Source organism: Nocardioides panacihumi, from assembly GCF_039530925.1.
GTDB lineage: Bacteria > Actinomycetota > Actinomycetes > Propionibacteriales > Nocardioidaceae > Nocardioides > Nocardioides panacihumi.
Genome location: NZ_BAAAPB010000002.1, coordinates 760203 through 782559, shown reverse-complemented (window position 1 = coordinate 782559; position 22357 = coordinate 760203). Strand labels below are relative to the sequence as shown.

The window sequence follows — 22357 nt, the reverse complement described above, 5'->3', positions numbered from 1 at the left end:
GTACGGCGATCGAGCGCTGCCCATACGGGATTGCCGATGCTCGTCATCACGGCCCTCGATGCGCACGGACGGGCCGATCAGAGGTCCGGTCAGTGGCCCCGCCGGGTCCCAGCGACGATCAGGAGCGCGCCGGCGGCGATCAGCCCCAAGGCCGCAGGCAGGGTGGCCCCGGCGATGGGGTTGCCCGTGTCCGCCAGCGTGCCCGAGGTGGCGGCGACGCCCTGCGCGCTCGCAGGTGCCTCATCGGCCGAGAGGTCGGGGCCGGTGCTCGGGGCTGGTGCGGGTCCGGAGCCCGGGCTGGAACCGGAGCCCGGGCTGGAACCGGGACCTGGGCTGGGCCGGGGACCAGGCTTGCGGCAGTTGACGTGGATGGTCCGTGTGCCCAGGAGGGTGCGGTTCGCCCGGACCTCGATGGTGACGGTCTGATCCTCGTACTTCCGCAGGTCGGCGACGATCGTGGTGCTGTCGCCGCCGTGGATCGGGGCGCTCACCTGCACGATCCGGCCGTCGACCCGGATGACGAACACGACGCGTGAGTCCGGGTCGCCGTCGTTCGCCAGCGTGATCGTCGACGTGGGCGGGGGACACTCTCGCCCGGCGACGTGCACTCGCGGCTCGGCCTGCGGGGCGACACAGTCGGGGGTGACCGTGTAGGAGGCGACCTCGACACCGTCGACGCGGACTCCGACGGTGACCGTCTGGTCCTCGAAGGCGGCGAGGCTCGGATTGATCGTCTGGGACGAGTCGGGGGCCACGACGACGGGCTGGCCGACAGGTGTGCCGTTGACGGTCGCCGAGACGACGATGGGGAGGGCTTCGTTGTTGACCGCGGTGAGGCTGCCCCGCGCCGAGCCGGTCTCGCACACCACGTGCGCGTCGAGCGCGAACGCTGGTGGCCCGGGCGCGCAGTCCACCGTCACCACGCGGCTGGTGAGGACCTCGCCGCCGGAGACCACCTCGATCGTGAAGGTCTGGTTCTCGAGGGCGGCCAGTGGAGCGGACAGGACGACGGTCCGGCTGCCGCCCGGCGGGACCGGTCCGACGGTCTCCGCGACGGTCCCGTTGACCAGGATCGAGAAGCTCGCCGGCGCGGTGGCGTCGGCGCGGTTCGTGACGGTCACCGTCACGCTGGGGTCGGTGCCGGTGCAGGCGAGGCCGCCGATCGTGGCGCCGGGGAGCGGGCCGACGTCCGGCGGGACCTCGCAGCCGTTGGCGAGGATCGCTCGGCCCGCGGGCCAGTTGCGGCCCCGGGGGAGTCCCGGGCGGATCGGGGCGATGATGTCGCCCCAGTCGTCGACGCCGGGGGCGAAGATCGGACCGGTGTGCGAGGCGTGTCCGCTGATGGCCGAGGACGTGGACACGACGATCTGGTTGTAAGGGTTGGTCCGTGAGTTCGTCCGGTGGCAGATGGTCACCTTCGCCTGCTTGACCGCGGCGACGCGCGGGTCGCCCGTCGTGCCTGGCTCAGCGTCCTGGGTGGTCACGGACGGTCCGGTTGCGGACGCGTCGACGACCGCGGGCTCGGTCGTCGGAAGCGGCTCGGCGACGGGTGTCGGACCGTCCGTCAGGGTCGCTCCTGCGCTCGGGGTCGGGCTCTCCGTCGCGGTCGGGCTCTCGGTCGTCGTCGGACTCTCCGTCGTCGCCGCGCTCTGCGTCGGGGCCGGACCGTCCGACGGGCCGGGATCAGGCTCGGCCGTGGCCTCGGGGGTCGGGGTGGGTGCGTCGGTCGGGCCCGACTCGTCGGCCGGGTTGAGTTCGGCCGTGCCCCCGGCCCCGGGAACCGGAACGGCGGTAGCACCGTGCACGGACGGAACGGCGGTGCGAACGGCGCCGACGGCCAGGGCCGGTGCCAGAACGGCAGCGACGACTGCGATCACGGAGAGCAGCACGGCCCAACGTGCGCGTCCGGCCCGCGCTGTGGGCGCCTCGTCGGTGTCGTGGCCGTCCGAGGCCGAGTCCAGGGATCGCATCATCCGACGCTAGGAAGACCTCGCCCTGGTCCAGATCACCCGCACCGGGTGAGGTAAAGCCTCCGGGGCGCTTCACTCGACGAGCGGGTTGGACCGGGAGATGCGCACTTCCTCGACGTCGAGCCCCGCCTGGACCCGTCGCAGCACGATGTCGTCGATCCGTTGCTCGTCGCGCAGCTCGAGCAGCGCCTCGCGCCGGCGCGCGATGAGGGCGAGGACGAGGCTCGTGTACTGGTCGTCGTGCTGCACGACCGGGTCGCCCTCGGACCCTGCGGCCGCGAGCAGCCGGCGTTGCTTGCCCAGCTCGTGCCGGACCCGCTCGACGACCATCTCTCCGCTGCCGAGCTCGGCGGCCGTCTCGTCGATGGCGTCGATGGCTTCGTCGAGTGTGAACACCTCGGCGAGGTGGATCTCCTCGGCGACCGAGTTGTCGACAGGCAGCCGCGCGAACCGCACCACCGCCGGCAGCAGCAGCGCCTGCAGCAGGGTCAGCACGATCACGCCGCAGGTGATCAGCACGATCAGGTCCCGGTCCGGGAAGGGCGCGCCCGAGTCCAATGTGTGCGGCACCGCCAGCACGGCGGCGAGCGAGACGGCGCCCCGGAAGCCTGTCACCGCACTCACCATCCGCTGGCGGGCACCGATGCGGCGCAGCCGCTGCGCGGGGCGGCGGTCGACGAGCCGGATCAGGTACGGCGTCGTGTAGGTCCACGCCCACCGCACCCCGATCACCACGGCAGTCACCACCAGCGTGTCGGCCAGCGCCCGCAGCAGCGAGGTGCTGGTCAGGTCACGGAGTGCGGACTGCGCGGAGAGGCCGACCAGCACGAAGAGCGCACTGCTGAGCACCGTCGTCGAGAGCGCCCAGAACGGGATGACGACCTGCCGCGTGGCCGCGGCCGTGATGCGCGGCGTGACCTGGCTCATGAACAGCCCGCAGGAGACGACCGCCAGCACTCCGGACGCGTGGATGGTGTCGGCGAGCAGGAACGCCGCGAAAGGGGTCACCAGCATCGCGATCGACTCGAGCATCGGGTCGTCCATGCGGCGGCGTACCTGCCAGCTGACCAGGCCGATCAGCCCGCCGGCCAGCACGCCGCCGCCGTACGCCAGCACCAGCAGCCAGGTCACGTGCCAGCCCGTCAGGTGCTGCTCGCCGACGGTCACGCCGACGGCCAGCCCGTATAGCACGAGCGCGGTGCCGTCGTTGACCAGGCTCTCGGCGCGCAGCACGGTCACCGTGCGCCGTGGCAGGTCGCGGGCCAGGACGCCGACCGCGGTCGCGTCGGTCGGGGCGAGAGCCGCGCCGAGCACCCAGGCAGGCCCCCACTCCAGTCCGAACGCGTGCGCCGCCGCCGCGACCGCGGCCGCCGTGGCGACGACCAGGACGGTGCTGGTGAGGACGACGACCCGCAGGTTGTTGCGGATCTCGCGCAACGAGGTCGTCAGGCTCTCCCAGTAGAGCAGCGCAGGCAGGAACAGCAGCAGCACGACCTCCGGCGGCAGCTGCGCGTGCTGCAGGCGGGGCACGAGCCCGATCAGCGCGCCGGCGATCACCAGCAGGATCGCGGGCGCGATCGGGTAGCGGCGCGCGAGCGAGCCGCACAGGACCAGGGCGACGCCCAGCAGGACCACCATCTCGAGTCCGAGCACGGGCCCATCTTGACCGACGGCGCACGACATCCTCCATGGACCGGACGACTCGATCCGTTTGAGAATGAGGCATGAGCCAAGACGACGATCTCCATCAGCGAATCAGCAACCTGGTCGACGAGGAGCACGAGCTTCGCGAGACCGGCGCATCACCGGCGCACGCCGAACGTCTCGCGGAGCTCGAGCGACAGCTCGACCAGGCATGGGACCTGCTCCGCCGGCGCCAGGCGGCTCGCGAGTTCGGCAGGGACGCCTCACAGGTGAGGGAGCAGCCGGAGGCCCAGGTCGAGGGCTACATGCAGTAGGCGCCCGACGAACGGCCGACGACGCCCGCGCGCGTCCGCGGTTAGCGGCTCGGCCCGAAGCCCTGGTCCGCCGCGCGGACGAATGGGGCGACTCGATGGTTGACGTGTCGGCGGCCGGCGGTCAATAGTTAGGCACATGCCTAAGTATCACGACGAGCTCGACGCCGTGCTCCGCGCACTCGCGGACCCGACGCGCCGGGCCGTCGTGGAGCGGCTGGCGAAGTCGCCAGCCGTCGTGTCCGAGCTCGCCGCGCCGTTCTCGATGGCGTTGCCCTCGCTCATGCAGCACCTGCGCGTGCTCGAGGACGCGGGCGTCGTCACGTCACAGAAACACGGACGCGTCCGCACCGTGAGCCTGCACCCCGGCGCCCTCGACGTCCTGCACCTGTGGCTCGGCGAGCAGCGCACGCCGGCCGAACGCCAGGCCGACCGGCTCGGCATCCACCTGATCCGCACGACGAAGGAACACTGACATGACCCGCGTTCGCATCGCCATGTTCGCCTCGCTGGACGGCTACGTCTCGGCCGACCAGTCCCCGGAGAATCCGATGGGGGAGGACTGGGAGCGCCTCACGGCGGGGTACGTCGCGACCCGCACGTTCCGGCAGCGAGTCTTCCGCGACACCAGCGGCGACGGCACCACCGGCGTCGACGACTCCTACGCCGCGGCCTACTTCGAGGGCGTCGGCGCCGAGATCATGGGGGCGGCGATGTTCGGCTTCCACTCCCACCCCGACGACCTGGACTGGAAGGGATGGTGGGGCGAGGAGCCGCCGTTCGGCACTCCCGTCTACGTCCTCACCCACACGGCGCCGCGTCCGTCGATACCGATGGAGGGTGGGACGACGTTCCACTTCCGCAACACCGCGATCGAGGACGTGCTCGCCGAGGCCACGGAGGCGTCCGGTGGCCTGGACGTGCGGGTCGGCGGGGGCGTCAGCACCGCGCGCGACTTCCTGCGCGCCGGCCTGGTCGACGACCTGCACGTCGCCATCGCCCCGATCCTGCTCGGCCGCGGCAACCGCGTGTGGGACGACCTGCGCGGCCTCGAGCTCACCCACAAGGTGACCTCGGAAGTCGCCGAGAGCGGCACGATCCACGTCACCTTCGCGCGGTAGGGGCGACACGTGACGATCGAACGCCGACTCGCCCGCGCGGGATTCACCCTGACCCGCGACTACCCGGTCCCGGTCGAGCGCGTCTGGGACGCGTTCGCCGACGAGCAGCAGAAGCTGGCCTGGTGGGGCGCCGGCGACGCCATCGAGCCCGGGGAGTGGGTCTTCGACTTCCGCGCCGGCGGACGCGACGTGGCCGAGGGCAAGTTCCACGACGGTCCGGTCACGCGGTACGAGGCGACGTACACCGACATCGTCGAGCACGTCCGCATCGTCACGACGTACGACATGTGGCTCGACGGCGTGCACATGTCGACGTCGGTGGCGTCGTTCGAGTTCGAGCCGATCGATGAGGGGACCCGGTTCACCCACGTCGAGGACGGCGTCTTCTTCGACCGGTTCTGGGCCGACGGGCCGAACCGCGAGGTGGGCAGCCGGGGCCTGCTCGAGGCCCTGGGCGACTACCTCGTGTGACGGCAGCCCGACGGCTCAGGGAGCCGCCGGGGTGAAGTCGAACCCGCTGATGACGACCTCGGTCGCCGGGGTCTGGTTCCAGCCGCTCTCGCAGCCGCAGACCCACAGGTTCATCCCGATGCTCTCGTCCAACGGCACGGGTACGTCGGCCCCGGTCGCGGTCGCGGAGGCGAACACGCTCCCGCTCGCGTCGTACGTCGTCCAGGTGATGCGGCCGGGGGCCCAGTCGATCTCCTGCGTGGTCGGGCCGGCCGGGGCCGGCGTACGGGCGACGGCGTCGTGGCCGTCGGCCCACGTGGTGTAGTCCCAGGTGATCGGGGTCGTGCCCCAGCCGGACGCCTCGATGTCGATCTCGCGGTGGCCGTAGGCGGCGTCGCGGCCGTAGGTGAACAGCCCGAGCACGACCTCCGGCGCGAACCCGGACGCGTCGGTGTCGACCTGCCACCGGTAGGTGCCGTAGCCCCACCCGTTGCGCGCCGAGTCGAGCTCGGCCTGCGTGTAGCGGCCCTTCTTGTCGCGCGTCACGGCCAGGTGGAGCCGACCCGCGTCGTCGATCGAGACGTTGCCCGCCGACCACTGCTGGGGGGCACCGGGGTTGCCGGGTGCCGTGCGCGGCACCCACTGGTAGCCCTGCCAGGAGAGCGTGGTCGTGCGCGCCGAGGCGGGGGAGAGCAGGCCGCCCGAGGCGACCAGGAGCGCGGCGGCGGCGAGGACGAGCAGCTTCTTCACGGGGAGATTCACGGGGGATCCTCTGGTGGCGAGAGGGATGGCGCGGCTCCGAGTGGCCGGCGTCACGCTGATTATTCGTCACCGACGGCACCGGCATGAGGCCGTTCGCCGAACTCGCCCCGCCCCGGGACCCCAGCCTCAGCGGCGGGCGATGACGTGGATCTGGGAGGCGAGCCTGCGGTACGGGTCGCGTCGGCCAGCCTCCAGCTCGGCGGCGAGGCAGTCCGCGAGCGTCTCGGGGTCCGGCGGCTCGTCGGCGGGACGGCCGTCGGTGAGGACGCGGACGCCGTACCACCTCTCGATCCGGAGATCGAGCCGCGCGCACCATCCCAGCACGTCGTCGAGCCGGTGGGCGTGGGCCTGCGCGCCGAGCTCGTTGACGTACCGACTCGCATCGAACGCGGCGAGGGCCGCCTGCCACTGCCCTCTCAGCCCCGGTCGGTATGCCAGTGCGTCGCCGTTGCGAAAGGTGAACGACAGCAGGCCGCCGGGCCGCGTCCGGGCGACCAGCGCCGCCAGCGCGACGGGGGCGTCCGGGAGGTACATCAGGAGGCCGTGGGCGCAGACCAGGTCGAAGGTGCGGTCGTCGACGACCGCGTCGAGATCTTCGAGCCTTCCCTGCAGCGCCTCCACGGTGCAGCCCTCGACACGGGCCTGTTCGCCCATCTGCGCCAGGAGGTCCGTCGAGGGGTCCACCCCGGTCACCCGGTGACCGCGGCGGGCGAGCGCGATCGCCTGGGTGCCCTGCCCGCAGCCGACGTCGAGGACGGTCCCGACCTCGGCCGCGTGCTCGCGCAGCTGCTCGCGGATCACGTGCTGTCGTACGACGTTGCGGAGCGTGCCCAGGCGTTCGAACCACACGCTCTCGACGGCATCGAAACTCGTCACCTGAGCAGACTGTCAGCCCGCGGAGAGCTCCGCGGCGAAGAACTCCAGCGCGGTCTTCGTCTTCGTCTGCTGCTCGCCGCTCAGCGGGATCCCGGACGACGCCAGGTAGGAGCGGGCGGCGAGGGCGACCTTCAAAGCGTCGGCCGGTGTGGACTTCGTGGAGAGCTCCGCCACCCGCGAGCCGTCCGGATAGGTCCACACCTCGGCGACGAGGCGCTGCCCGAGGTCCTTCGGAGTCACCTTGAGCTTGAGGACCAGGATCGGGCCGAGCACCGACAGGTCGTCCAGCGACAGCCCCTCCGGGGCATGGGCGGCGTAGAAGGCCCGTTGCTCCTTCGAGAACAGCTTGCGCAGCGGCCGGTCCCCGCCGACGGAGGCGAGCACGGCGGTCGGAGGCAGCGTGTTCTTCATCGACCCCGAGCACACGTACCCGCCGGGCATCGCGTCGACCTCGACGTTGAACTGGGGGGAGGAGCGGAACGCCGGGTCCACGTCGGAGGGCGTCAACGGCCGGAGCTTGACCGTCGAGTCGCTGTCACGGCCCTGGATGCGCCGCGCACGCACCACGACGCCGGCCCGGTTGAGCGCGAGGTCGGGCGTGTCGAAGAAGAACACCTGGCGGATCTGGGCCTCCAACGGGTCGATCGCCAGCGCCTTCGTCGCGGCTCGGTAGGAGCCGGAGGGCACGGTGAGCTTCAGCTCGACGCTGTCGGACTGGCCGACGAGCTCCATCATGCTCACCAGCTGATCAGGCAGCAGCTGGGCGGGTGCGGTGGTCATGGGCGTTTCCTCTCTCGGGCGACGTCAGCCGGGAACCGCTCGGCGAGCACGCCGTAGCGCAGGCCGCGGTCGCTGACGATCAACGAGTCCTTGCCGAGCTTCTCGAGCACGGTCCGGACGATGCAGGCGCCCGCGAGCACGACCTCCGCGCGCGCGGGCTGGAGACCGACGATCGAGCGCCGCTCGTCCGCGGTCCGGGTGCGGAAGAGCTCGATCTGGCGGTCGATCTCCGCACGGTCGAGCACGGTGCCCTGCACCACGTCGGGGTCGTACGCCGCCAGGCCGTGCCTGATCGCGGCGAGGTTGGTCACGGCCCCGCCCATGCCGAGCAGCGTGTCGGGCGGGCGCCGCCCGTCGAGGCGGTCCAGGTCGGCGGCGATCGCGTCGAGCGCGACACCCAGGGTCGCCGGCGTGACCACTGCGTCCAGTCGGAACTGCTCGGTGAAGCGCGCGGCCCCGACCTCGACGCTGAACCGCTCGTCGACCAGGTCCCCGTGGCCGAACGTGAACTGCGAGCTGCCACCCCCGGTGTCGAACACGACCCGGGATCCCTCGGCCGCCAGCCCGGCGGTCGCCGCGAGGTAGGCCAGCCGCGCCTCGTCCTCGCCCGAGATGATCTCCACCGTGACGCCGCACCGCTCCTGCACCCGGCGTACGAGCTCGTCGCCGTTCGGTGCGACCCGCAGCCCCGCGGTGCCCACCGCCACGATGGCGTCCACCTCGTGCTCCCGTGCCTCCTCGACCATGCCCACGATCGCCTCGACGGTCCTCGCCAGGGGCTGCTCGCCGATCCGGCCGGCCTCCCGCAGGCCCTCGCCCAGCCGTGTGACGACCGCGCGGTCGACGAGCCGGCGCCAGCCGTCGTCAGGGTCCCGCTCGGCGAGGTGGAGCTTCACCGAGTTCGTCCCGACGTCGACGATCGCGACACGCTCCGGCCCGATCCCCTCCACCGATTCGAGGCCCCGCCCGTAGTTCACGTTGGGGCGCCCGGCCAGCCCGACCTCGGCGAGCACGGCGAGGACACGTGAGGGGTCCTCGGACTCGATGGCGATCGTGCGTGTCTCGGCCCGGCGGGTGCGTACGCCGGTGACCTCGGCGAGGCAGCCGCCGATCGTGTGCCGCACCCGGTGCTTGTGCACCTCGACCGCCCGCAGCTGCGGCGTCGGTCCGACCACGCGCTCCATGAGCGCCTCGAGGGAGAGGCCGTCCGGGGCCGCCCCCGGCGGAGTCGGCACGCCCCACGCGGCGGTGACGGTGGCCAGGTCGGCCGGCGTGAGCGGGAAGGAGGCCTTCAGCACGGGCGCCCACTGCTCGAGCCCGTCGGGGCCGATCTGCTGGAGGTGCTTCACGTCCATCAGGCCGTCGCGGACCTTCACCAGGTCCGTGCTTGCGCTGGAGAGCAGGTACAGCTCGTCGCTGTCGACCGTCTGCTCGACGGGGAGCTGCGCGAACGCGGACTCGGCGCCATCGAAGTGATCGCCGAAGGTTCGCCACTCCCATCGGGGCACCACGGGCGGCATGCGGACAACCCGACCACGCGCGCGGCGCGCATGGATCACCCTTTTCGTGCGGATCGACCGACGATTGCGGACATCTCGGGTGCTGTCACGCGCGGCGGGCGCCGAGGCGTCGTACCGGTGTGCACACTGGACCCATGCGCCGCGCCATCGTCGGCCTGATCGCCGCCGCTCTCGGGATGACCACCACGCCTGCCCTCGCCGAGGACCCTCCGGCCCTGGAGGGGACCTCGCTGATCGCCGCGCCTCCACCGGCGACGTACGCCGGCCAGGCGGCGACCATCTCCTTCAGCCTGACCACGGGCGAGCCTCCCCAGCCCTTCGCCGACCAGCCCGTGACGGTCGAGCGGCAGCACGGCGGCGTCTGGGAGCCGGTCGGCACCGTGACGACCGACGCGACCGGTGCCGGGAAGGCGGCGGTCACGGCGTCCAGGATCCCGGCCGACAACGCGGTCCGCTTCGCCTACGCCGGCGACGCGACGCACGCGGCCGCCCAGGTCGTCGTCGGGATCCCGCTGCGCCGCCGAGCCAGTCGCGTGACCGTCTCGGGCCCGGGAAGCGTCGTCGACGAGCGAGCCAGCCGTGTGACGGTGACCTGGCGGGCCGACGACGGCGAGGGCGTGGCCGGGAGGGTGACCCTCCAGGTCGCCGAGAGGGCGGTCGTGAAGAAGGGCAAGCGGCGGACGGTGGTGTGGCGCTGGCGCACCGCCACGGTCCTGACGACCGACGCGCGGGGCGTGGCGGCGTACACGACGACGCCGCGCGTCGACACCCGCTGGCGTGCCCTCGCCCCGACCCTGCCGTGGGTGACGGGCGGCACGAGCGGCGTCTACCAGCTCGACAACCGCCCGCCCGGGCTCCCGGTGACGCTGCCGCGACGGGCGCCGTCGCCGAAGCGGGCGCTGCCCGTGCAGCCCCACGCCGTCGGCCCCGGGCCGAACGCCGTTGTCAGCGACATCCCGGACCCGGTGTGGCGCAGCATGGTCGGTCACACCTGGCACACCGGCTGCCCGGTCGGCCGCAGCGGGCTGCGTCTGGTGAGGGTGAACTACTGGGACTACACCGGCTACCGCCGGCGCGGCGAGATCGTCGCCGCCGACGAGGTGGCGGGCCAGGTGGCCGACGCGTTCTCCGACCTCTACCTCCACCAGATCCCGATCCGGTCGATGGTGCGCGAGGACAGGTTCGGCTGGTCCCGTCGGCTGCACGGCGCCGACGACTACAAGTCCATGCAGGCCGGCAACACGTCCGGCTTCAACTGCCGCGGCGTGGTCGGCAACACGCGCGTCCGGTCGCCGCACTCCTACGGGACCGCGTTCGACGTCAACACCTGGGAGAACCCGTACCGGTCGGCGCAGGGCATCGTCCCGGACCGCTGGTGGCAGACCCGTTCGCACCCGCGGGTGGCGTGGCGCAGCCGATCCCACGTCGTGGTGCGGATCATGGCCGCCCACGGCCTGCGCTGGACCTACGGCCTCGGCGACACCCAGCACTTCGACGCGGTCCCGCCGGGCGCGTCGCGTGCGATCGTCGTCGGGTGCGGCCTCAAGGTCTGCGAGTAGCCGGCCGTTCCTGGCGCGCCGCGACCAGCGTGAGGACGGCGATCGCGGCCCATGCGAGCAGCAGCAGCCACGACCTGACACCGGCCACGCCGATGCCCATCAGGTCGTGCTGCAGCAGCCGCAGGGCGGCCTGTTGCGGGGCGAGGCGGTCCACCTCCCACCACGGCGACGGCAGGTACGCCGGGTCCGCGCCGCCCAGCAGCGGCGCGACCGGGCCGAGCAGCAGTCCGGTCGCGAGCCCGAGGCCCGCGAGACCGAGCACCGACTCGGCAGCCAGGACCAGCCAGGCGCTGACCGCGACGGTGACGGCGCAGGTCAGCGCCGTCTCCAGCGGCCGGTCGGCACCGGCCAGGGTCGCGACCAGGGCCCCGACGACGCAGCCGGCGGCCGCCGTACCGGCCAGGCGTGCGGCGCCGCGCCGCGCCGTGGCCGCGACCGGACCCCGCCAGGCCGAGACAGCGGCCGCGAGGACGACACCGACGGTGATGCTGAGGGCGACGAGGAGCGCGGGCAGGCGGCGATGCGTCGGATGGGGCGGTGGCACCCGCTCGGCTCGCAGCGTGCGCCCATAGCTCGCACTCACCGCGCTGGAGTCCGCGACCAGCTGCTCGGCGACGTCGTCGGGCAGCCAGTCGGCGACGAGGATCGTGTCTCCCGCCTCGCGCAGGTCGATGACCACGGCGGCCGCCGCGGCACCGCTCGCGACCTGGTCGCGGGCGGCGTCGGCATCCGGGGAGAGATCGTCGCCCGACGCGATCACGCGCGCATCGACCGGGTGCCTCGACATCGCGTTCGCACGTCTGGCGGCCTCCTGGGCGACGACCGACGGGCCGGCGATCGCCACCACCTCGCCGTGCAGCCGGGGCCCACTGACCCGTGCGTGCACGGCCGCCGCGAGGGGCAGCACGACACCCGCCAGGAGGAAGAGGCCGATCGCCAGCCGGGCCGGCAGCAGCGGGCGGTCGGACACGCCGTCAGACTAGTGCCGTGGCAGGGAGCTCGACGGCGGGGTCACCGCACAGGTGGCGGCTGCGGGTCGCGGCGATCGTGGTGCCGGTCGCGGCCGCGCTGCTCGGGGCGTCGTACCTCGTGCCCGGCCGCTCGACGCCCCCGTCGGCACCCCCGGTGGCGGGCGCGAGCCAGACGCGGTGCCTGCCCACCGGGCGGATCGAGACCGTCGCCCAGCTGAACAGGTTCGTCGACACGGTGCGCGGCGGCCCCGACTTCGCCGGCGGGGATGTCGGAGCGAGTGCCCGCCTCCAGGACGGCCGTGACCTCTACGTCTTCGGCGACACGCTGCGCGCGGCCGCAGGCGGCACGACCCAGTTCGTGCGCAACTCCATGCTCGTCTTCGCGCCGGGCTGTGCCCAGGTCGTGCTGCCCGCCGGTCGTGGGGCGCTCGTGCCGGACCGCTCGGACGGCGTCGGCTACTGGCCCATGTCGGTCGCCCGCGTCGAGCGCCCCGGCTACGACCTGGTCGGCGTGGGCCTGCAGCGGGTGCACCGAGTCGGCTCGGGCGCGTTCGACTTCGAGGCCCTCGGCCCTGCCGCGGCTGTCTTCCTCGTGCCGCGCGGCGGCGTGCCGCAGCTGCTCGGCGTGCGCGACCTCGGGCCGGACAGCCCTGACACGACCCGGCCGATGTGGGGTGCGGCCGCGCTGGTCGAGGGGGAGTGGGTGTATCTCTACGGGACCGCTCGGCCGCAGGAGGCGACCACCGGCGGCTTCTCGCTCCGGGTGGCGCGCGTGCGCGTCGACGACCTGCTCGACACGGGCAGGTGGCGCTACTGGGACGGCACCCGCTGGCGCCGCGACGCCGCGACCGCCAAGGAGCTGCTGCCACCCGGCGAGGGCGTCTCGCAGACGCTGAGCGTCTTCGGGCGTGACGGCCGCTGGTACGCCGTCAGCAAGCGTGGCGAGTTCGTCGGCTCCGACCTCGTCGTCTGGACCGCCACCTCGCCCACGGGCCCCTTCGGCGGCGCGACCGTCGTCGCGCACATCCCGTCGGAGGCGGCCACCGGCACCCTTCGCTACATGCCGCTGGCCCACCCCGACCTGCTGCCCGTGCCGGGCACCGTGGTCGTCGGCTACAGCGAGAACAACACCGACGTCGCACGGGTGATCGACGACCCTCGCCGCTACCGGCCGCGGTTCCTCCGGGTGCCGCTCCCGCGCTGAGCCGGCCGGCCGCGCCCGATCGCTCAGCGATGACGCAGGATGACGCCATGACATGTGCCTTCTGCCAGATCGTGGCGGGCGAGGTCCCCGCGGCCCTCGTCCTCGACGAGCCGGAGGTCGTCGCGTTCCTGGACCGCCGGCCGGTGTTCAAGGGGCACGTGCTGGTCGTGCCGCGCGAGCACGTCGTGACGCTCCCGGAGCTGCCCGCCGACCTGCTGGCCCGCGTGATGGGTGCGGTGCAGCGGGTCGCGGCAGCGATCCCGGCCGCGCTCGGCGCCCAAGGCACCTTCGTGGCCGCCAACAACATCGTGAGCCAGTCGGTCCCGCACCTGCACGTCCACGTGGTCCCGCGCACCAAGGGGGACGGGCTGCGTGGCTTCTTCTGGCCGCGGACCAAGTACGACTCCGACGCAGAGGCCGCCGAGTTCGCAGCGCTGATCCGTGGGTCGCTCTGACGTCGCGCGAGTCGGAGTGTCGTCCTGCTCCGGCGGTTCGGCATGTCACGGGTCGGCTCATCTCGTCATTCCTGCAAGGTGCTGCCGTTCAACAGATCCGCACGATCACTCGGGCTGAAGCAAGATGGCCGTAATCGTTGCCAGCCGCACGTGTCTCATCTTGTGTGAAGCAATCGACAGCGAATCGAAGAATGTGCCGAGCGCTCGTAGGCCTGGCGGCGGGAGCGACAGTTGGTGCCTACGCAGCCGCAGTCGCCCCCACGAGCAGCGCTGCCCCGGCGACCGTGACCGATCCGAACGGCGGCGGCTATTACTGGTCCGACTGTATCTATGCCAAGCCGCTGCCGCCCGGCACAGCGATCGTCAGTTGGTTCATCATCTCGTCGGGCAGGGCGGTCGGGAAATACGCCCTCGATTGCAGTGCGGTTCGCAAGATCAAGGACACGCGTGGTTATAGCGGCAACACCGATGACTGCATCAACATCATTCTCACGAAGGCGATGAGCCATGGCACGTCAAAGTCGAACAACACCACCAACCTGACCACCCGTCCGTGGGCCGATCGCTTGGTCTACTTCAAGGGCTTCGTCGTTACCTCGAAGTCCGGCAATCACCGGATTGTGACTGCCTACACCGACTCGAACATCCCGGGCGTCGACGGCAGCGGCGAGTGGACGGACTGCAAGAAGTACCTGGGCTGAGTAACGTCCGATCCGATGAGACTCACGCTGCAGGTGGAGCCCCACGGCTGGGGTCGGTTGGAGTTCGCCGACACCCACGTTGCGACGATCGTCCGGGTCTCGAACGTGTCGGATGTCTTCGCGGACGTCATCGACGCGATCGCTGCGGCCGCCGCGGGCGCCGAGTCGGTCGAGGCCTACCTGGGGCTCGAGCCCGGGCTGGCGACCGTCCGCATCTCTCGACATGACGAGGCGTGGAGCAGGATCGAGATCGACGTCGGCGACCACTGGGGCGCTCACGGTGCCTTCAGCTTCCCGTTCGAGACACGCTCCTTGGCGAAGCTCGGACTGGAGTTCGCCGCCACCGTCGACCGCGAGACGTATCTGGATGCCTGGGCACCTCAGGTCACCTGGCCGACGGAGTCCCTCGAGGGGCTACGGGATCTGGCGCAGTGAGGCCCACGATGGGCCGAGGGCGCGTCCTTTAGAGTGACCGGCGGTCCGATCACGAGCAGGCGGAGGAAATCATGGGGCGTTTCGACGGGCGGGTCGCCGTCATCACGGGTGCGGCGCGGGGCATCGGCTTCGGTGTCGCGACGCGGTTCGCTGAGGAGGGCGCGTCGGTCGCGATCGTCGACCTCGACGAGGCGTCGGCGGTCGACGCCGCCGGTCGGTTGCCGCAGCCCGGTCAGGCCACGCACATCGGCGTCGGCGCGAACGTGGGCAGCTCGGCCGACGTCAACGCGGCCGTGGCCCGCGTGGTCGAGGAGCTCGGCGGCCTGCACATCCTGATGAACAACGCCGGGATCACCCGCGACAACCTGCTCTTCAAGATGACCGAGGACGACTGGGACCTCGTCATGAACGTCCACCTCAAGGGTGCGTTCCTGATGAGCCAGGCGGCGCAGGCCCACTTCGTCGCCCAGAAGTACGGCAAGATCGTCAACGTCTCCTCGACCTCGGCGCTCGGCAACCGCGGGCAGGCCAACTACTCGGCCGCGAAGATGGGCATCCAGGGCTTCACCCGGACGCTCGCGATCGAGCTCGGCCCGTTCGGCGTCAACGTCAACGCGATCGCACCCGGCTTCATCGTGACCGAGATGACGGATGCGACAGCGGCACGGCTCAAGCTCGACGTCGACGAGTTCCGGCGGCTCAGCGCCGAGCACAACCCGGTCAAGCGGGTCGGCTACCCCGAGGACATCGCGGCCGCGGCCGCGTTCCTCGCCAGCGACGAGGCGTCGTACATCACCGGACAGACGTTGTACGTCGACGGCGGCGTCAGCCTCGGGTAGCGACGTCGCCCGGGCGGAGTCCCCGGTTAACCGGGGACTCCGGAACTTCTCGGGTGTCATGACACCCCGGAAGTTCCGCTCCTCCCTGGGTGGCGTGACCCGGGGGACCGGTGTGACTGACGAGGTGCCCGAAGTCGACCGCCAAGTGTCGCCGTCATTGGGACGTCCGCGCGCCTCCGTGTTCTCATACCCGGGCCGAAGCAGACTGGACAGCGGCCACCGCTGGACTTGCCACACCCCCATGATCGGAGCCCACGTGCGCACTCGCACCCAGAGCCCCTCGAGGCAGCGCCGCCTCGCCCTCGTCCTCACGCCCGTTCTCGCCGCAGGCCTGCTCCTGGCCGGCTGTGGTGGCAAGAGCGACAAGAAGGCCACGGCCGACCAGCCCGCGGCGAGTACGTCGCCGAGCACTCCGCCGGCTCCGCAGTTCTGGCCGCTGACCGGGGTCCAGGCGCCCGCCGGGCAGTCGGTCGCGAAGAACCGGCCGGTCCTCGTCGTGAAGATCGACAACACCGACAACAGCTCTCCGCAGCTCGGCCTCGGCTCGGCGGACATGGTCGTCGAGGAGCTCGTCGAGGGCGCCGCCACCCGGCTCGCCGCGTTCTTCTACTCGACGCTTCCCAAGACGGTCGGCCCGGTCCGATCGATGCGTGCCAGCGACATCGGCGTGGTCTCGCCGGTCCACGCCACCGTCGTGACCAGCGGCATGGCCGGCCAGACGAAGGCACGCGTCAGCGGCGCGGGCGTGAAGTTCATCCAGGAGGGTGCGAAGGGCTTCTTCCGCGACAACACGCGGACGTCGCCGAGCTGGTACCACCTGCTGGACCACCTCGACGAGACGGCGACCCTGGCGAAGACCAAGTCGGCCGCGACCCCGAAGAACTACCTGACCTGGGGCACCGAGGCCGAGCTCCCCGCCGGGACGCCCGCCACCCAGGTCGACGTACCCTTCGGCGGCTTCCACACCACCAAGTGGGTCTTCCAGGGTGGCCACTACGTCAACACGAACTCCTACGCCAAGAAGGGCGACGAGTTCGCGGCCGACAACGTGCTCGTGATCCGCGCCCACATCGGCGACGCGGGCTACCTCGACCCGGCCGGCAACCACGTGCCGGAGATCCAGCTCGACGGCCGCACCGGCAAGGCGCTGCTCTTCCACGGCGGCAAGGTGGTGCGCGGCAGCTGGAGCAAGAAGACCGCCGCCTCCCCGTTCGAGCTGTCGACGGCCGCCGGCGCGCTCAAGGTGCCGGCCGGCCACACCTGGATCGAGCTGGTCCCGGACAACGGGCCCCAGCTGACGATCAAGTGACCTCAGTCCTCTTGTTCGCCGCGTAGCGGGCGCCAGCGAGCGTATCGAGGCCCGGTCCGGTTGCGGATCAGGTCTCGGTACGCCCTCGCTGAGCGGCTCGGGCTACTCGACCGACGGAGAGGTCAGACAGTTGCCGAGGCGGCGCTGCGGACGGCGTCGGCGAACGCGTCGACGTCGTCCTCGGTCAGGTCGAAGCTGCACATCCAGCGCGCGATCGGCCGCTGCTTGTCGGACTCGTCCCACAGGTAGAACGGGAACGTCGGCTGGACCGCGTCGACGACGGCGCGGGGGAGCCGTGCGAAGACCGCGTTGGCGTCCACCGGTGCCACGAGCTCGACCCCGTCGATGTCGGCGACGCCTGCCGCGAGCCGGACGGCCATCGCGTTGGCGTGGGCTGCGCTGCGCAGCCACAGGTCGTCGGCGACGAGCGCCTCGAGCTGGGCGGACACGAACCGCGTCTTCGAGCTGAGCTGCGTCGCCAGCTTGCGCAGGTAGAGAACGCCGCGCACCCGGTCGGGGTTCATGACGACGATCGCCTCGCCGAAGACCATGCCGTTCTTCGTGCCGCCGAAGGACAGGACGTCGACGCCCGCGTCGCGCGTGAACGACCGGACGGGTACGCCGAGCGCGGCCGCGGCGTTCGCGATCCGGGCGCCGTCCATGTGCACGCTCATGCCCAGCCCGTGCGCGTAGTCGGCGAGCGTCTTGACCTCGTCGGGCGTGTAGACCGCGCCGAGCTCGGTGGTCTGGGTGATCGACAGGACGGTCGGCTTCGCACGGTGCTCGTCCTCGAAGCCGAACGCCTGACGGGCGACCAGCTCCGGCGTCAGCTTGCCGTGCTCGGTCGGCACCGTCAGCAGCTTGAGGCCGCCGACCCGCTCCGGCGCCCCGCACTCGTCGGTGTTGATGTGCGCCACGTCGCTGCAGATGACGCCCGACCAGCGGTCGGTGAGCGACATCAGGCCGACGACGTTCGCGCCGGTGCCGTTCCAGACCGGGTAGACCTCGATCCCCTCGCCGAACAGCGGCGCGAACACCTCGGGCAGCGCTGCGGTGTAGGCATCGGCGCCGTACGCGCTCTGGTGCCCGCCGTTGGCGGTGCCCAGCGCGGCCAGCACCTCGGGGTGCGCTCCGGCGTAGTTGTCGCTGGCGAAGCTGATGCGGGAGGGGTCGTGGCGGACGGGAATCGTCATGCGGTCATCTTGCCGGTGACGCCTCGCGTCGACTCGACCACCCCACCCAGCTTCTTCGACAGCGTCTCGTAGAACATGCTCAGCGGGAACTCGTCGGGCAGGACGTCGTCGACGAGCTCGCGCGGCGGCAGGTTGAAGTCGAGCGTCTCGTGCGCGCGGGCCCACTTGGAGCCCGGGTGCGGCGCGAGGTACGTCGACACCAGCTCGTGCCCGACGATCCAGTGCACGACCTTCGGGCGGTCGATGCCGTCGCGGTAGAACCGCTGGATCTCCTCGCCGAGCTGAGCGGTGAGCTCGCGCGCCCGGTCGAAGTCGATGGTCAGCCTGTTGTCGGTCCAGCGCACGGCGTCGTTCTTGTGCAGGTAGGCGAACAGCAGCTGGCCGCCCATGCCGTCGTAGTTGCGCACGCGGTTGCCCGTGACGGGGAAGCGGAAGAGACGGTCGAACAGGACGGCGTACTGCACGTCCTTGGCCTGCCGGGCGTTCTGCGGGGCGCCCTCCTCGGCGAGCTTGACGGCCTCGCGGAAGGCGGTGAGGTCGCACCGCAGCTCCTCCAGGCCGTACATCCAGAAAGGCTGGCGCTGGCGGATCATGAACGGGTCGAACGGCAGGTCGCCGTGGCTGTGCGTCCGGTCGTGGATGAGGTCCCAGAGGACGAAGGCCTCCTCGCTGCGCTTCTGGTCCGAGAGCAGCTCACGCGCCTCGTCGGGCAGCTCGAGGCGGAGGATGTCGGCGGCGGCGCTGCTGACCTGGCGGAAGCGCGCGGCCTCGCGGTCGCAGAAGATCCCGCCCCAGGTGTAGGACGACGGGGTCTGCCGCACGGACACGGTCTCGGGGAAGAGCACGGCCGAGTGGGTGTCGTAGCCGGCCGTGAAGTCGTCGAACAGGATCGGGACGAACATCGGGTTGTCGTAGCGGGTCGCCTCGAGCTCGGCGAGCCAGTCCGGCCACGCCTCGTGGATGAGCACCGCCTCGAGGTTGCGGTCGAGGTTGCCGTTCTGGGTGTACATCGGGAACACCACCAGGTGGCTGCGGCCGTCCGCGCGATCCCGCGAGGGGTGGAACTCGGACAGCGAGTCCAGGAAGTCGGGGACACCCAGGCCCTCGCTCGCCCAGCGGGCCAGGTCGGCGTCGAGCGCCTTGAGGTAGGCCTCGTCGTGGGGGAAGTGCGGCGCGAGCTCGGCAACCGCCGCCCGGATAGTCTCGAGGAGGCCGATCGGGGCATCGGGTGCAGATCCGTCGGCCTGCTGGTGGCCACGCAGCTCACTGACCGCGTCGCGCAGCCGGAGCCAGGCGGGGTGCTGCCGAAGATTTTCCGTCATGTTGCCTCCGATGCCGTAGATCGTCCTGTCAGCCAGGCTAGGCCATGCAAGGTGATCGGACCAAGTGCACGCCGACGGGGCCGGACGTCATACGAGTGGGCGGTCGGGGCTGCCGATACGTATGACGTCCGCGACGCCGTCCTACGTCCTCGCCACGGCCTCCACGGTGGGCCATGATGGGGGCATGCCAGGCGACGAGGGAGGAGTCGCCGGCCTCGCGGCCGGCATGCTGCTCGTCGCCACGCCGGTCCTCCTCGACCCGAACTTCGCCGACACGGTCGTGCTGCTCCTCGACGTCGACGAGGAGGGCGCCCTCGGCGTGGTCCTGAACCGGCCGTCGCCGGTCAGCGTCGCCGAGGTGCTGGGGCAGTGGAGCGCCGCCGTCGCCGAGCCGCACGTGCTCTTCCACGGCGGACCCGTCGGCACCGACGCCGCGCTGGCGGTCGCGCTCCTGCGCGACCCGGCCGACGTGCCGGTCGGCTTCCGCGCCGTACGCGGGTCTCTCGGGCTGCTCGACCTCGACACGCCCACGGAGCTCCTGGCAGGCAGTCTCGCGGGGCTGCGCATCTTCGCCGGGTACGCCGGCTGGTCGCCCGGGCAGCTCGAGGTCGAGGTGGACGAGGGCAGCTGGTACGTCGTCCCGGCCGAGGCGCTCGACGCCTTCCGCGGCGACACGGCGGCCCTGTGGCGCGACGTCCTGCGCCGCCAGCCCGGCGAGCTCGCGTGGCACTCGACGCGACCCGTCGATCCGGAGCTCAACTGACCCGCCGATCCCTTCGCTGACCCCCTCGCCGGGTTAGGGTTGGGGCATGGGTTTCCTCGGCTTCGGCGACAAGGGCGGCACCGCTCTGGACGAGCGGGTGCAGGAGGATCAGCGCACCGTTCCGACCGACGAGGGCGACCACGACCGGTTCTCCCACTACGTCGAGAAGGACAAGCTCACCGAGGCGATGGTCATGGGCACGCCCGTGGTCGCGCTGTGCGGCAAGGTGTGGGTCCCGAGCAGGGATGGCACGAAGTTCCCGGTCTGCCCTGACTGCAAGGAGATCTGGGAGGGGCTCCGCCCCGACGACGGCGACTCGAACAACCCGGGCCCCGACGCGTGACGGGCGGGCGCCCGACCGACGCCGCCACCCCTCACGCACTCCCACCGGCCTGGCCGGAGCGCGCTGCCTGGGGCACCGCCCCGTCACTGCGCGCGTGGCAGCAGGCGGCGATGAGCAGCTACTTCACCGACCTGCCGCGTGACTTCCTCGCGGTCGCGACGCCGGGGGCGGGCAAGACGACGTTCGCCCTCTCGGTCGCCAGCGAGCTGCTCGGCCGCCGGATGATCGACCGCATCATCATCGTCGCGCCGACCGAGCACCTCAAGACCCAGTGGGCCGAGGCGGCCAGTCGTGCCGGCATCCCGATCGACCCGAACTACTCGGCCGGGCAGGGCAAGACGTCGGCCGACTTCCTCGGCATCGCGGTGACCTACGCCGGTGTCGCGGTCAACCCGCTCGCCATGCGGATCCGGACCGAGCGCTTCAAGACGCTCGTCATCCTCGACGAGGTCCACCACGCGGGCGACGCGCTGTCGTGGGGCGAAGGTGTGCGCGAGGCGTTCGAGCCGGCCGCGCGCCGGCTGGCGCTGACCGGCACGCCTTTCCGGTCCGACGTCAACCCGATCCCGTTCGTCACCTACGCGCCCGGCGACGACGGCATCCCGCGGTCGATGGCCGACTACACCTACGGCTACGCCGAGGCGCTGCGCGACCACGTCGTGCGACCCGTGCTCTTCATGGCCTACTCCGGTCAGATGACCTGGCGCACGCGCGCGGGCGACGAGATCGCCGCGCAGCTGGGCGAGCCGCTGACCAAGGACATGGTCCAGCAGGCGCTGCGCACCGCGCTCGACCCGGCCGGCTCGTGGATCCCGGCCGTGCTCGCCGCCGCGGACAAGCGGCTCTCGGAGGTACGCCGGCACGTGCCCGACGCGGGCGGCCTCGTCATCGCGACCGACCAGGACGCGGCGCGGTCCTACGCCAAGACCCTCAAGCAGATCACGGGGGAGTCGCCGACCGTCGTGCTCTCCGACGAGAAGGCGGCGTCGAAGCGGATCGCGGCGTTCAGCGCCGACGAGAGCCGCTGGATGGTCGCCGTCCGGATGGTGTCCGAGGGGGTCGACGTACCTCGTCTCGCTGTCGGGGTCTACGCCACCACCACCTCGACCCCGCTGTTCTTCGCCCAGGCGGTCGGCCGCTTCGTGCGGTCCCGCTCCCGCGGTGAGACGGCGAGCGTGTTCCTCCCGTCGGTGCCCGGCCTGCTCGGGCTCGCCGCCGAGCTCGAGCTCGCACGTGACCACGTGCTCGGCAAGAAGATCACCGACGAGGGCGACATCTTCGCCGCCGAGGACGCGCTGATGGCGCAGGCCAACGCGAGCGAGTCGGCCAGCGCCGAGGAGGAGGGCCTGCCGTTCGAGGCGCTCGGGTCCGAGGCCCGCTTCGACCGGGTGCTCTTCGACGGCGGCGAGTTCGGCCACGCCGGCGAGGTCCAGGTCGGCTCCGACGAGGAGATGGACTTCCTCGGCATCCCGGGCCTGCTGGACCCGGAGTCGATGAAGCAGCTGCTCCGGCAGCGGCAGTCCGACCGCGCCAAGGTGCACAAGGCGCGGGCCGCCGCGTCGGACGACGCGCGCGAGCGTGCCGCCGACTCGCTCGCCGACGTCTCCACCCACGAGCACCTGGCCACGCTCCGGCGCGAGCTGAACGGCCTCGTCGCCGCCTGGAACCACCGCACCGGCCAGCCGCACGGCATCACCCATGCCGCTCTCCGCAAGGAGTGCGGCGGGCCGGCCGCCGCCGTCGCGAACGCAGACCAGCTCCGGACCCGCATCGAGCGGATCCGCGAGTGGGCGGCCCGCAAGACCTCCTGAGACGCCGAGTCGGCGCAC

23 protein-coding genes are annotated in these 22357 nt (G+C 71.8%); 14 read left to right on the top strand and 9 right to left on the bottom strand.

Going from position 1 to position 22357, the window contains the following annotated elements; all coding sequences use genetic code 11:
• Positions 1 to 89: 89 nt before the first annotated feature.
• A complete protein-coding gene (locus ABD205_RS12950) occupies positions 90 to 1970 on the bottom strand; it encodes a hypothetical protein (RefSeq protein ID WP_344045250.1) in 1881 nt (626 codons plus the stop codon).
• A gap of 72 nt (positions 1971 to 2042) precedes the next feature.
• Positions 2043 to 3623: a Na+/H+ antiporter gene (locus ABD205_RS12945; RefSeq protein WP_344045249.1), complete on the bottom strand. Its 1581-nt coding sequence runs from the start codon at positions 3621 to 3623 to the stop codon at positions 2043 to 2045.
• 71 nt (positions 3624 to 3694) lie between these two features.
• Here ABD205_RS12945 and ABD205_RS12940 point away from each other — a divergent pair, with 71 nt between their 5' ends.
• From ABD205_RS12940 to ABD205_RS12925, 4 genes are all read left to right on the top strand, one after another.
• On the top strand, positions 3695 to 3928 hold the full coding sequence (locus tag ABD205_RS12940; protein WP_344045247.1) for a DUF2630 family protein: 234 nt from the start codon (positions 3695 to 3697) through the stop codon (positions 3926 to 3928).
• 136 nt (positions 3929 to 4064) lie between these two features.
• A complete protein-coding gene (locus ABD205_RS12935; protein ID WP_344045245.1) occupies positions 4065 to 4400 on the top strand; it encodes an ArsR/SmtB family transcription factor in 336 nt (111 codons plus the stop codon).
• 1 nt (position 4401) lies between these two features.
• Positions 4402 to 5046 (top strand): dihydrofolate reductase family protein, encoded by a 645-nt coding sequence (locus tag ABD205_RS12930; RefSeq protein WP_344045244.1) that lies wholly within the window; start codon positions 4402 to 4404, stop codon positions 5044 to 5046.
• Positions 5047 to 5055: 9 nt separating this feature from the next.
• Positions 5056 to 5517, top strand: a complete 462-nt coding sequence (locus ABD205_RS12925; protein WP_344045243.1) for an SRPBCC domain-containing protein — start codon at positions 5056 to 5058, stop codon at positions 5515 to 5517.
• A 15-nt stretch (positions 5518 to 5532) separates the two neighbouring features.
• Here ABD205_RS12925 and ABD205_RS12920 read toward each other — a convergent pair whose 3' ends face one another.
• The 4 genes from ABD205_RS12920 to ABD205_RS12905 form a co-directional block, all read right to left on the bottom strand.
• Complete coding sequence (locus ABD205_RS12920) at positions 5533 to 6258, bottom strand: glycoside hydrolase family 16 protein (protein ID WP_344045242.1); 726 nt, start codon at positions 6256 to 6258, stop codon at positions 5533 to 5535.
• Between the two features lie 126 nt (positions 6259 to 6384).
• Complete coding sequence (locus ABD205_RS12915; protein ID WP_344045241.1) at positions 6385 to 7134, bottom strand: class I SAM-dependent methyltransferase; 750 nt, start codon at positions 7132 to 7134, stop codon at positions 6385 to 6387.
• Positions 7135 to 7146: 12 nt separating this feature from the next.
• Positions 7147 to 7914: a CYTH domain-containing protein gene (locus ABD205_RS12910; RefSeq protein ID WP_344045240.1), complete on the bottom strand. Its 768-nt coding sequence runs from the start codon at positions 7912 to 7914 to the stop codon at positions 7147 to 7149.
• Positions 7911 to 9434: a Ppx/GppA phosphatase family protein gene (locus ABD205_RS12905; protein ID WP_344045239.1), complete on the bottom strand. Its 1524-nt coding sequence runs from the start codon at positions 9432 to 9434 to the stop codon at positions 7911 to 7913. Before ABD205_RS12905 ends, ABD205_RS12910 begins: the two co-directional genes overlap by 4 nt.
• 134 nt (positions 9435 to 9568) lie before the next feature.
• Between ABD205_RS12905 and ABD205_RS12900 the strand changes: the two genes are divergently transcribed.
• Positions 9569 to 10993, top strand: coding sequence for a M15 family metallopeptidase (locus ABD205_RS12900; RefSeq protein WP_344045238.1), 1425 nt, complete (start codon positions 9569 to 9571; stop codon positions 10991 to 10993).
• Here ABD205_RS12900 and ABD205_RS12895 read toward each other — a convergent pair.
• Positions 10977 to 11963 (bottom strand): hypothetical protein, encoded by a 987-nt coding sequence (locus ABD205_RS12895; RefSeq protein WP_344045237.1) that lies wholly within the window; start codon positions 11961 to 11963, stop codon positions 10977 to 10979. The genes ABD205_RS12900 and ABD205_RS12895 overlap by 17 nt on opposite strands.
• Before the next feature lie 17 nt (positions 11964 to 11980).
• On the opposite strand from ABD205_RS12895, the gene ABD205_RS12890 reads away from it, so the two are divergent.
• The 6 genes from ABD205_RS12890 to ABD205_RS12865 all read left to right on the top strand — a co-directional run bounded on the left by ABD205_RS12890 (position 11981) and on the right by ABD205_RS12865 (position 16907).
• Entirely contained in the window at positions 11981 to 13168 is a 1188-nt protein-coding gene (locus tag ABD205_RS12890; RefSeq protein WP_344045236.1) for a DUF4185 domain-containing protein, read from the top strand.
• 47 nt (positions 13169 to 13215) lie between these two features.
• The gene (locus ABD205_RS12885) at positions 13216 to 13623 is read left to right on the top strand and encodes an HIT family protein (RefSeq protein WP_344045235.1); all 408 of its coding nucleotides are present in this window, start codon (positions 13216 to 13218) and stop codon (positions 13621 to 13623) included.
• 284 nt (positions 13624 to 13907) lie between these two features.
• Positions 13908 to 14324, top strand: coding sequence for a hypothetical protein (locus ABD205_RS12880; protein WP_344045234.1), 417 nt, complete (start codon positions 13908 to 13910; stop codon positions 14322 to 14324).
• Positions 14325 to 14339: 15 nt separating this feature from the next.
• Positions 14340 to 14759 carry a hypothetical protein gene (locus tag ABD205_RS12875; RefSeq protein WP_344045233.1) on the top strand — a complete coding sequence of 140 codons (420 nt, stop codon included), beginning with the start codon at positions 14340 to 14342 and terminating at the stop codon, positions 14757 to 14759.
• A 71-nt stretch (positions 14760 to 14830) separates the two neighbouring features.
• Positions 14831 to 15598, top strand: coding sequence for an SDR family NAD(P)-dependent oxidoreductase (locus ABD205_RS12870; RefSeq protein ID WP_344045232.1), 768 nt, complete (start codon positions 14831 to 14833; stop codon positions 15596 to 15598).
• Between the two features lie 256 nt (positions 15599 to 15854).
• Entirely contained in the window at positions 15855 to 16907 is a 1053-nt protein-coding gene (locus ABD205_RS12865; protein WP_344045231.1) for a DUF3048 domain-containing protein, read from the top strand.
• 122 nt (positions 16908 to 17029) lie between these two features.
• On the opposite strand, the gene ABD205_RS12860 is transcribed toward ABD205_RS12865, so the two are convergent.
• Together ABD205_RS12860 and ABD205_RS12855 are read right to left on the bottom strand one after the other, a co-directional pair.
• Complete coding sequence (locus ABD205_RS12860) at positions 17030 to 18100, bottom strand: threonine aldolase family protein (protein ID WP_344045230.1); 1071 nt, start codon at positions 18098 to 18100, stop codon at positions 17030 to 17032.
• The gene (locus ABD205_RS12855; RefSeq protein ID WP_344045229.1) at positions 18097 to 19422 is read right to left on the bottom strand and encodes a DUF6421 family protein; all 1326 of its coding nucleotides are present in this window, start codon (positions 19420 to 19422) and stop codon (positions 18097 to 18099) included. Before ABD205_RS12855 ends, ABD205_RS12860 begins: the two co-directional genes overlap by 4 nt.
• A gap of 184 nt (positions 19423 to 19606) precedes the next feature.
• Between ABD205_RS12855 and ABD205_RS12850 the strand changes: the two genes are divergently transcribed.
• From ABD205_RS12850 to ABD205_RS12840, 3 genes are all read left to right on the top strand, one after another.
• Positions 19607 to 20185: a YqgE/AlgH family protein gene (locus ABD205_RS12850; protein ID WP_344045228.1), complete on the top strand. Its 579-nt coding sequence runs from the start codon at positions 19607 to 19609 to the stop codon at positions 20183 to 20185.
• A 46-nt stretch (positions 20186 to 20231) separates the two neighbouring features.
• Positions 20232 to 20528: a DUF3039 domain-containing protein gene (locus ABD205_RS12845; protein ID WP_344045227.1), complete on the top strand. Its 297-nt coding sequence runs from the start codon at positions 20232 to 20234 to the stop codon at positions 20526 to 20528.
• Between the two features lie 110 nt (positions 20529 to 20638).
• Complete coding sequence (locus tag ABD205_RS12840) at positions 20639 to 22339, top strand: DEAD/DEAH box helicase (protein WP_425572955.1); 1701 nt, start codon at positions 20639 to 20641, stop codon at positions 22337 to 22339.
• Positions 22340 to 22357 lie beyond the last annotated feature (18 nt).

Excerpts from the sequence above, each read along its gene's own strand:
- ABD205_RS12950 (WP_344045250.1), bottom strand. The coding sequence starts at position 1,970 with ATGCGATCCCTGGACTCGGCCTCGGACGGCCACGACACCGACGAGGCG.
- ABD205_RS12940 (WP_344045247.1), top strand. The coding sequence starts at position 3,695 with ATGAGCCAAGACGACGATCTCCATCAGCGAATCAGCAACCTGGTCGAC.
- ABD205_RS12935 (WP_344045245.1), top strand. The coding sequence starts at position 4,065 with ATGCCTAAGTATCACGACGAGCTCGACGCCGTGCTCCGCGCACTCGCG.
- ABD205_RS12930 (WP_344045244.1), top strand. The coding sequence starts at position 4,402 with ATGACCCGCGTTCGCATCGCCATGTTCGCCTCGCTGGACGGCTACGTC.
- ABD205_RS12910 (WP_344045240.1), bottom strand. The coding sequence starts at position 7,914 with ATGACCACCGCACCCGCCCAGCTGCTGCCTGATCAGCTGGTGAGCATG.
- ABD205_RS12905 (WP_344045239.1), bottom strand. The coding sequence starts at position 9,434 with ATGCCGCCCGTGGTGCCCCGATGGGAGTGGCGAACCTTCGGCGATCAC.
- ABD205_RS12900 (WP_344045238.1), top strand. The coding sequence starts at position 9,569 with ATGCGCCGCGCCATCGTCGGCCTGATCGCCGCCGCTCTCGGGATGACC.
- ABD205_RS12885 (WP_344045235.1), top strand. The coding sequence starts at position 13,216 with ATGACATGTGCCTTCTGCCAGATCGTGGCGGGCGAGGTCCCCGCGGCC.
- ABD205_RS12875 (WP_344045233.1), top strand. The coding sequence starts at position 14,340 with ATGAGACTCACGCTGCAGGTGGAGCCCCACGGCTGGGGTCGGTTGGAG.
- ABD205_RS12870 (WP_344045232.1), top strand. The coding sequence starts at position 14,831 with ATGGGGCGTTTCGACGGGCGGGTCGCCGTCATCACGGGTGCGGCGCGG.
- ABD205_RS12860 (WP_344045230.1), bottom strand. The coding sequence starts at position 18,100 with ATGACGATTCCCGTCCGCCACGACCCCTCCCGCATCAGCTTCGCCAGC.
- ABD205_RS12855 (WP_344045229.1), bottom strand. The coding sequence starts at position 19,422 with ATGACGGAAAATCTTCGGCAGCACCCCGCCTGGCTCCGGCTGCGCGAC.
- ABD205_RS12850 (WP_344045228.1), top strand. The coding sequence starts at position 19,607 with ATGCCAGGCGACGAGGGAGGAGTCGCCGGCCTCGCGGCCGGCATGCTG.
- ABD205_RS12845 (WP_344045227.1), top strand. The coding sequence starts at position 20,232 with ATGGGTTTCCTCGGCTTCGGCGACAAGGGCGGCACCGCTCTGGACGAG.
- ABD205_RS12840 (WP_425572955.1), top strand. The coding sequence starts at position 20,639 with ATGAGCAGCTACTTCACCGACCTGCCGCGTGACTTCCTCGCGGTCGCG.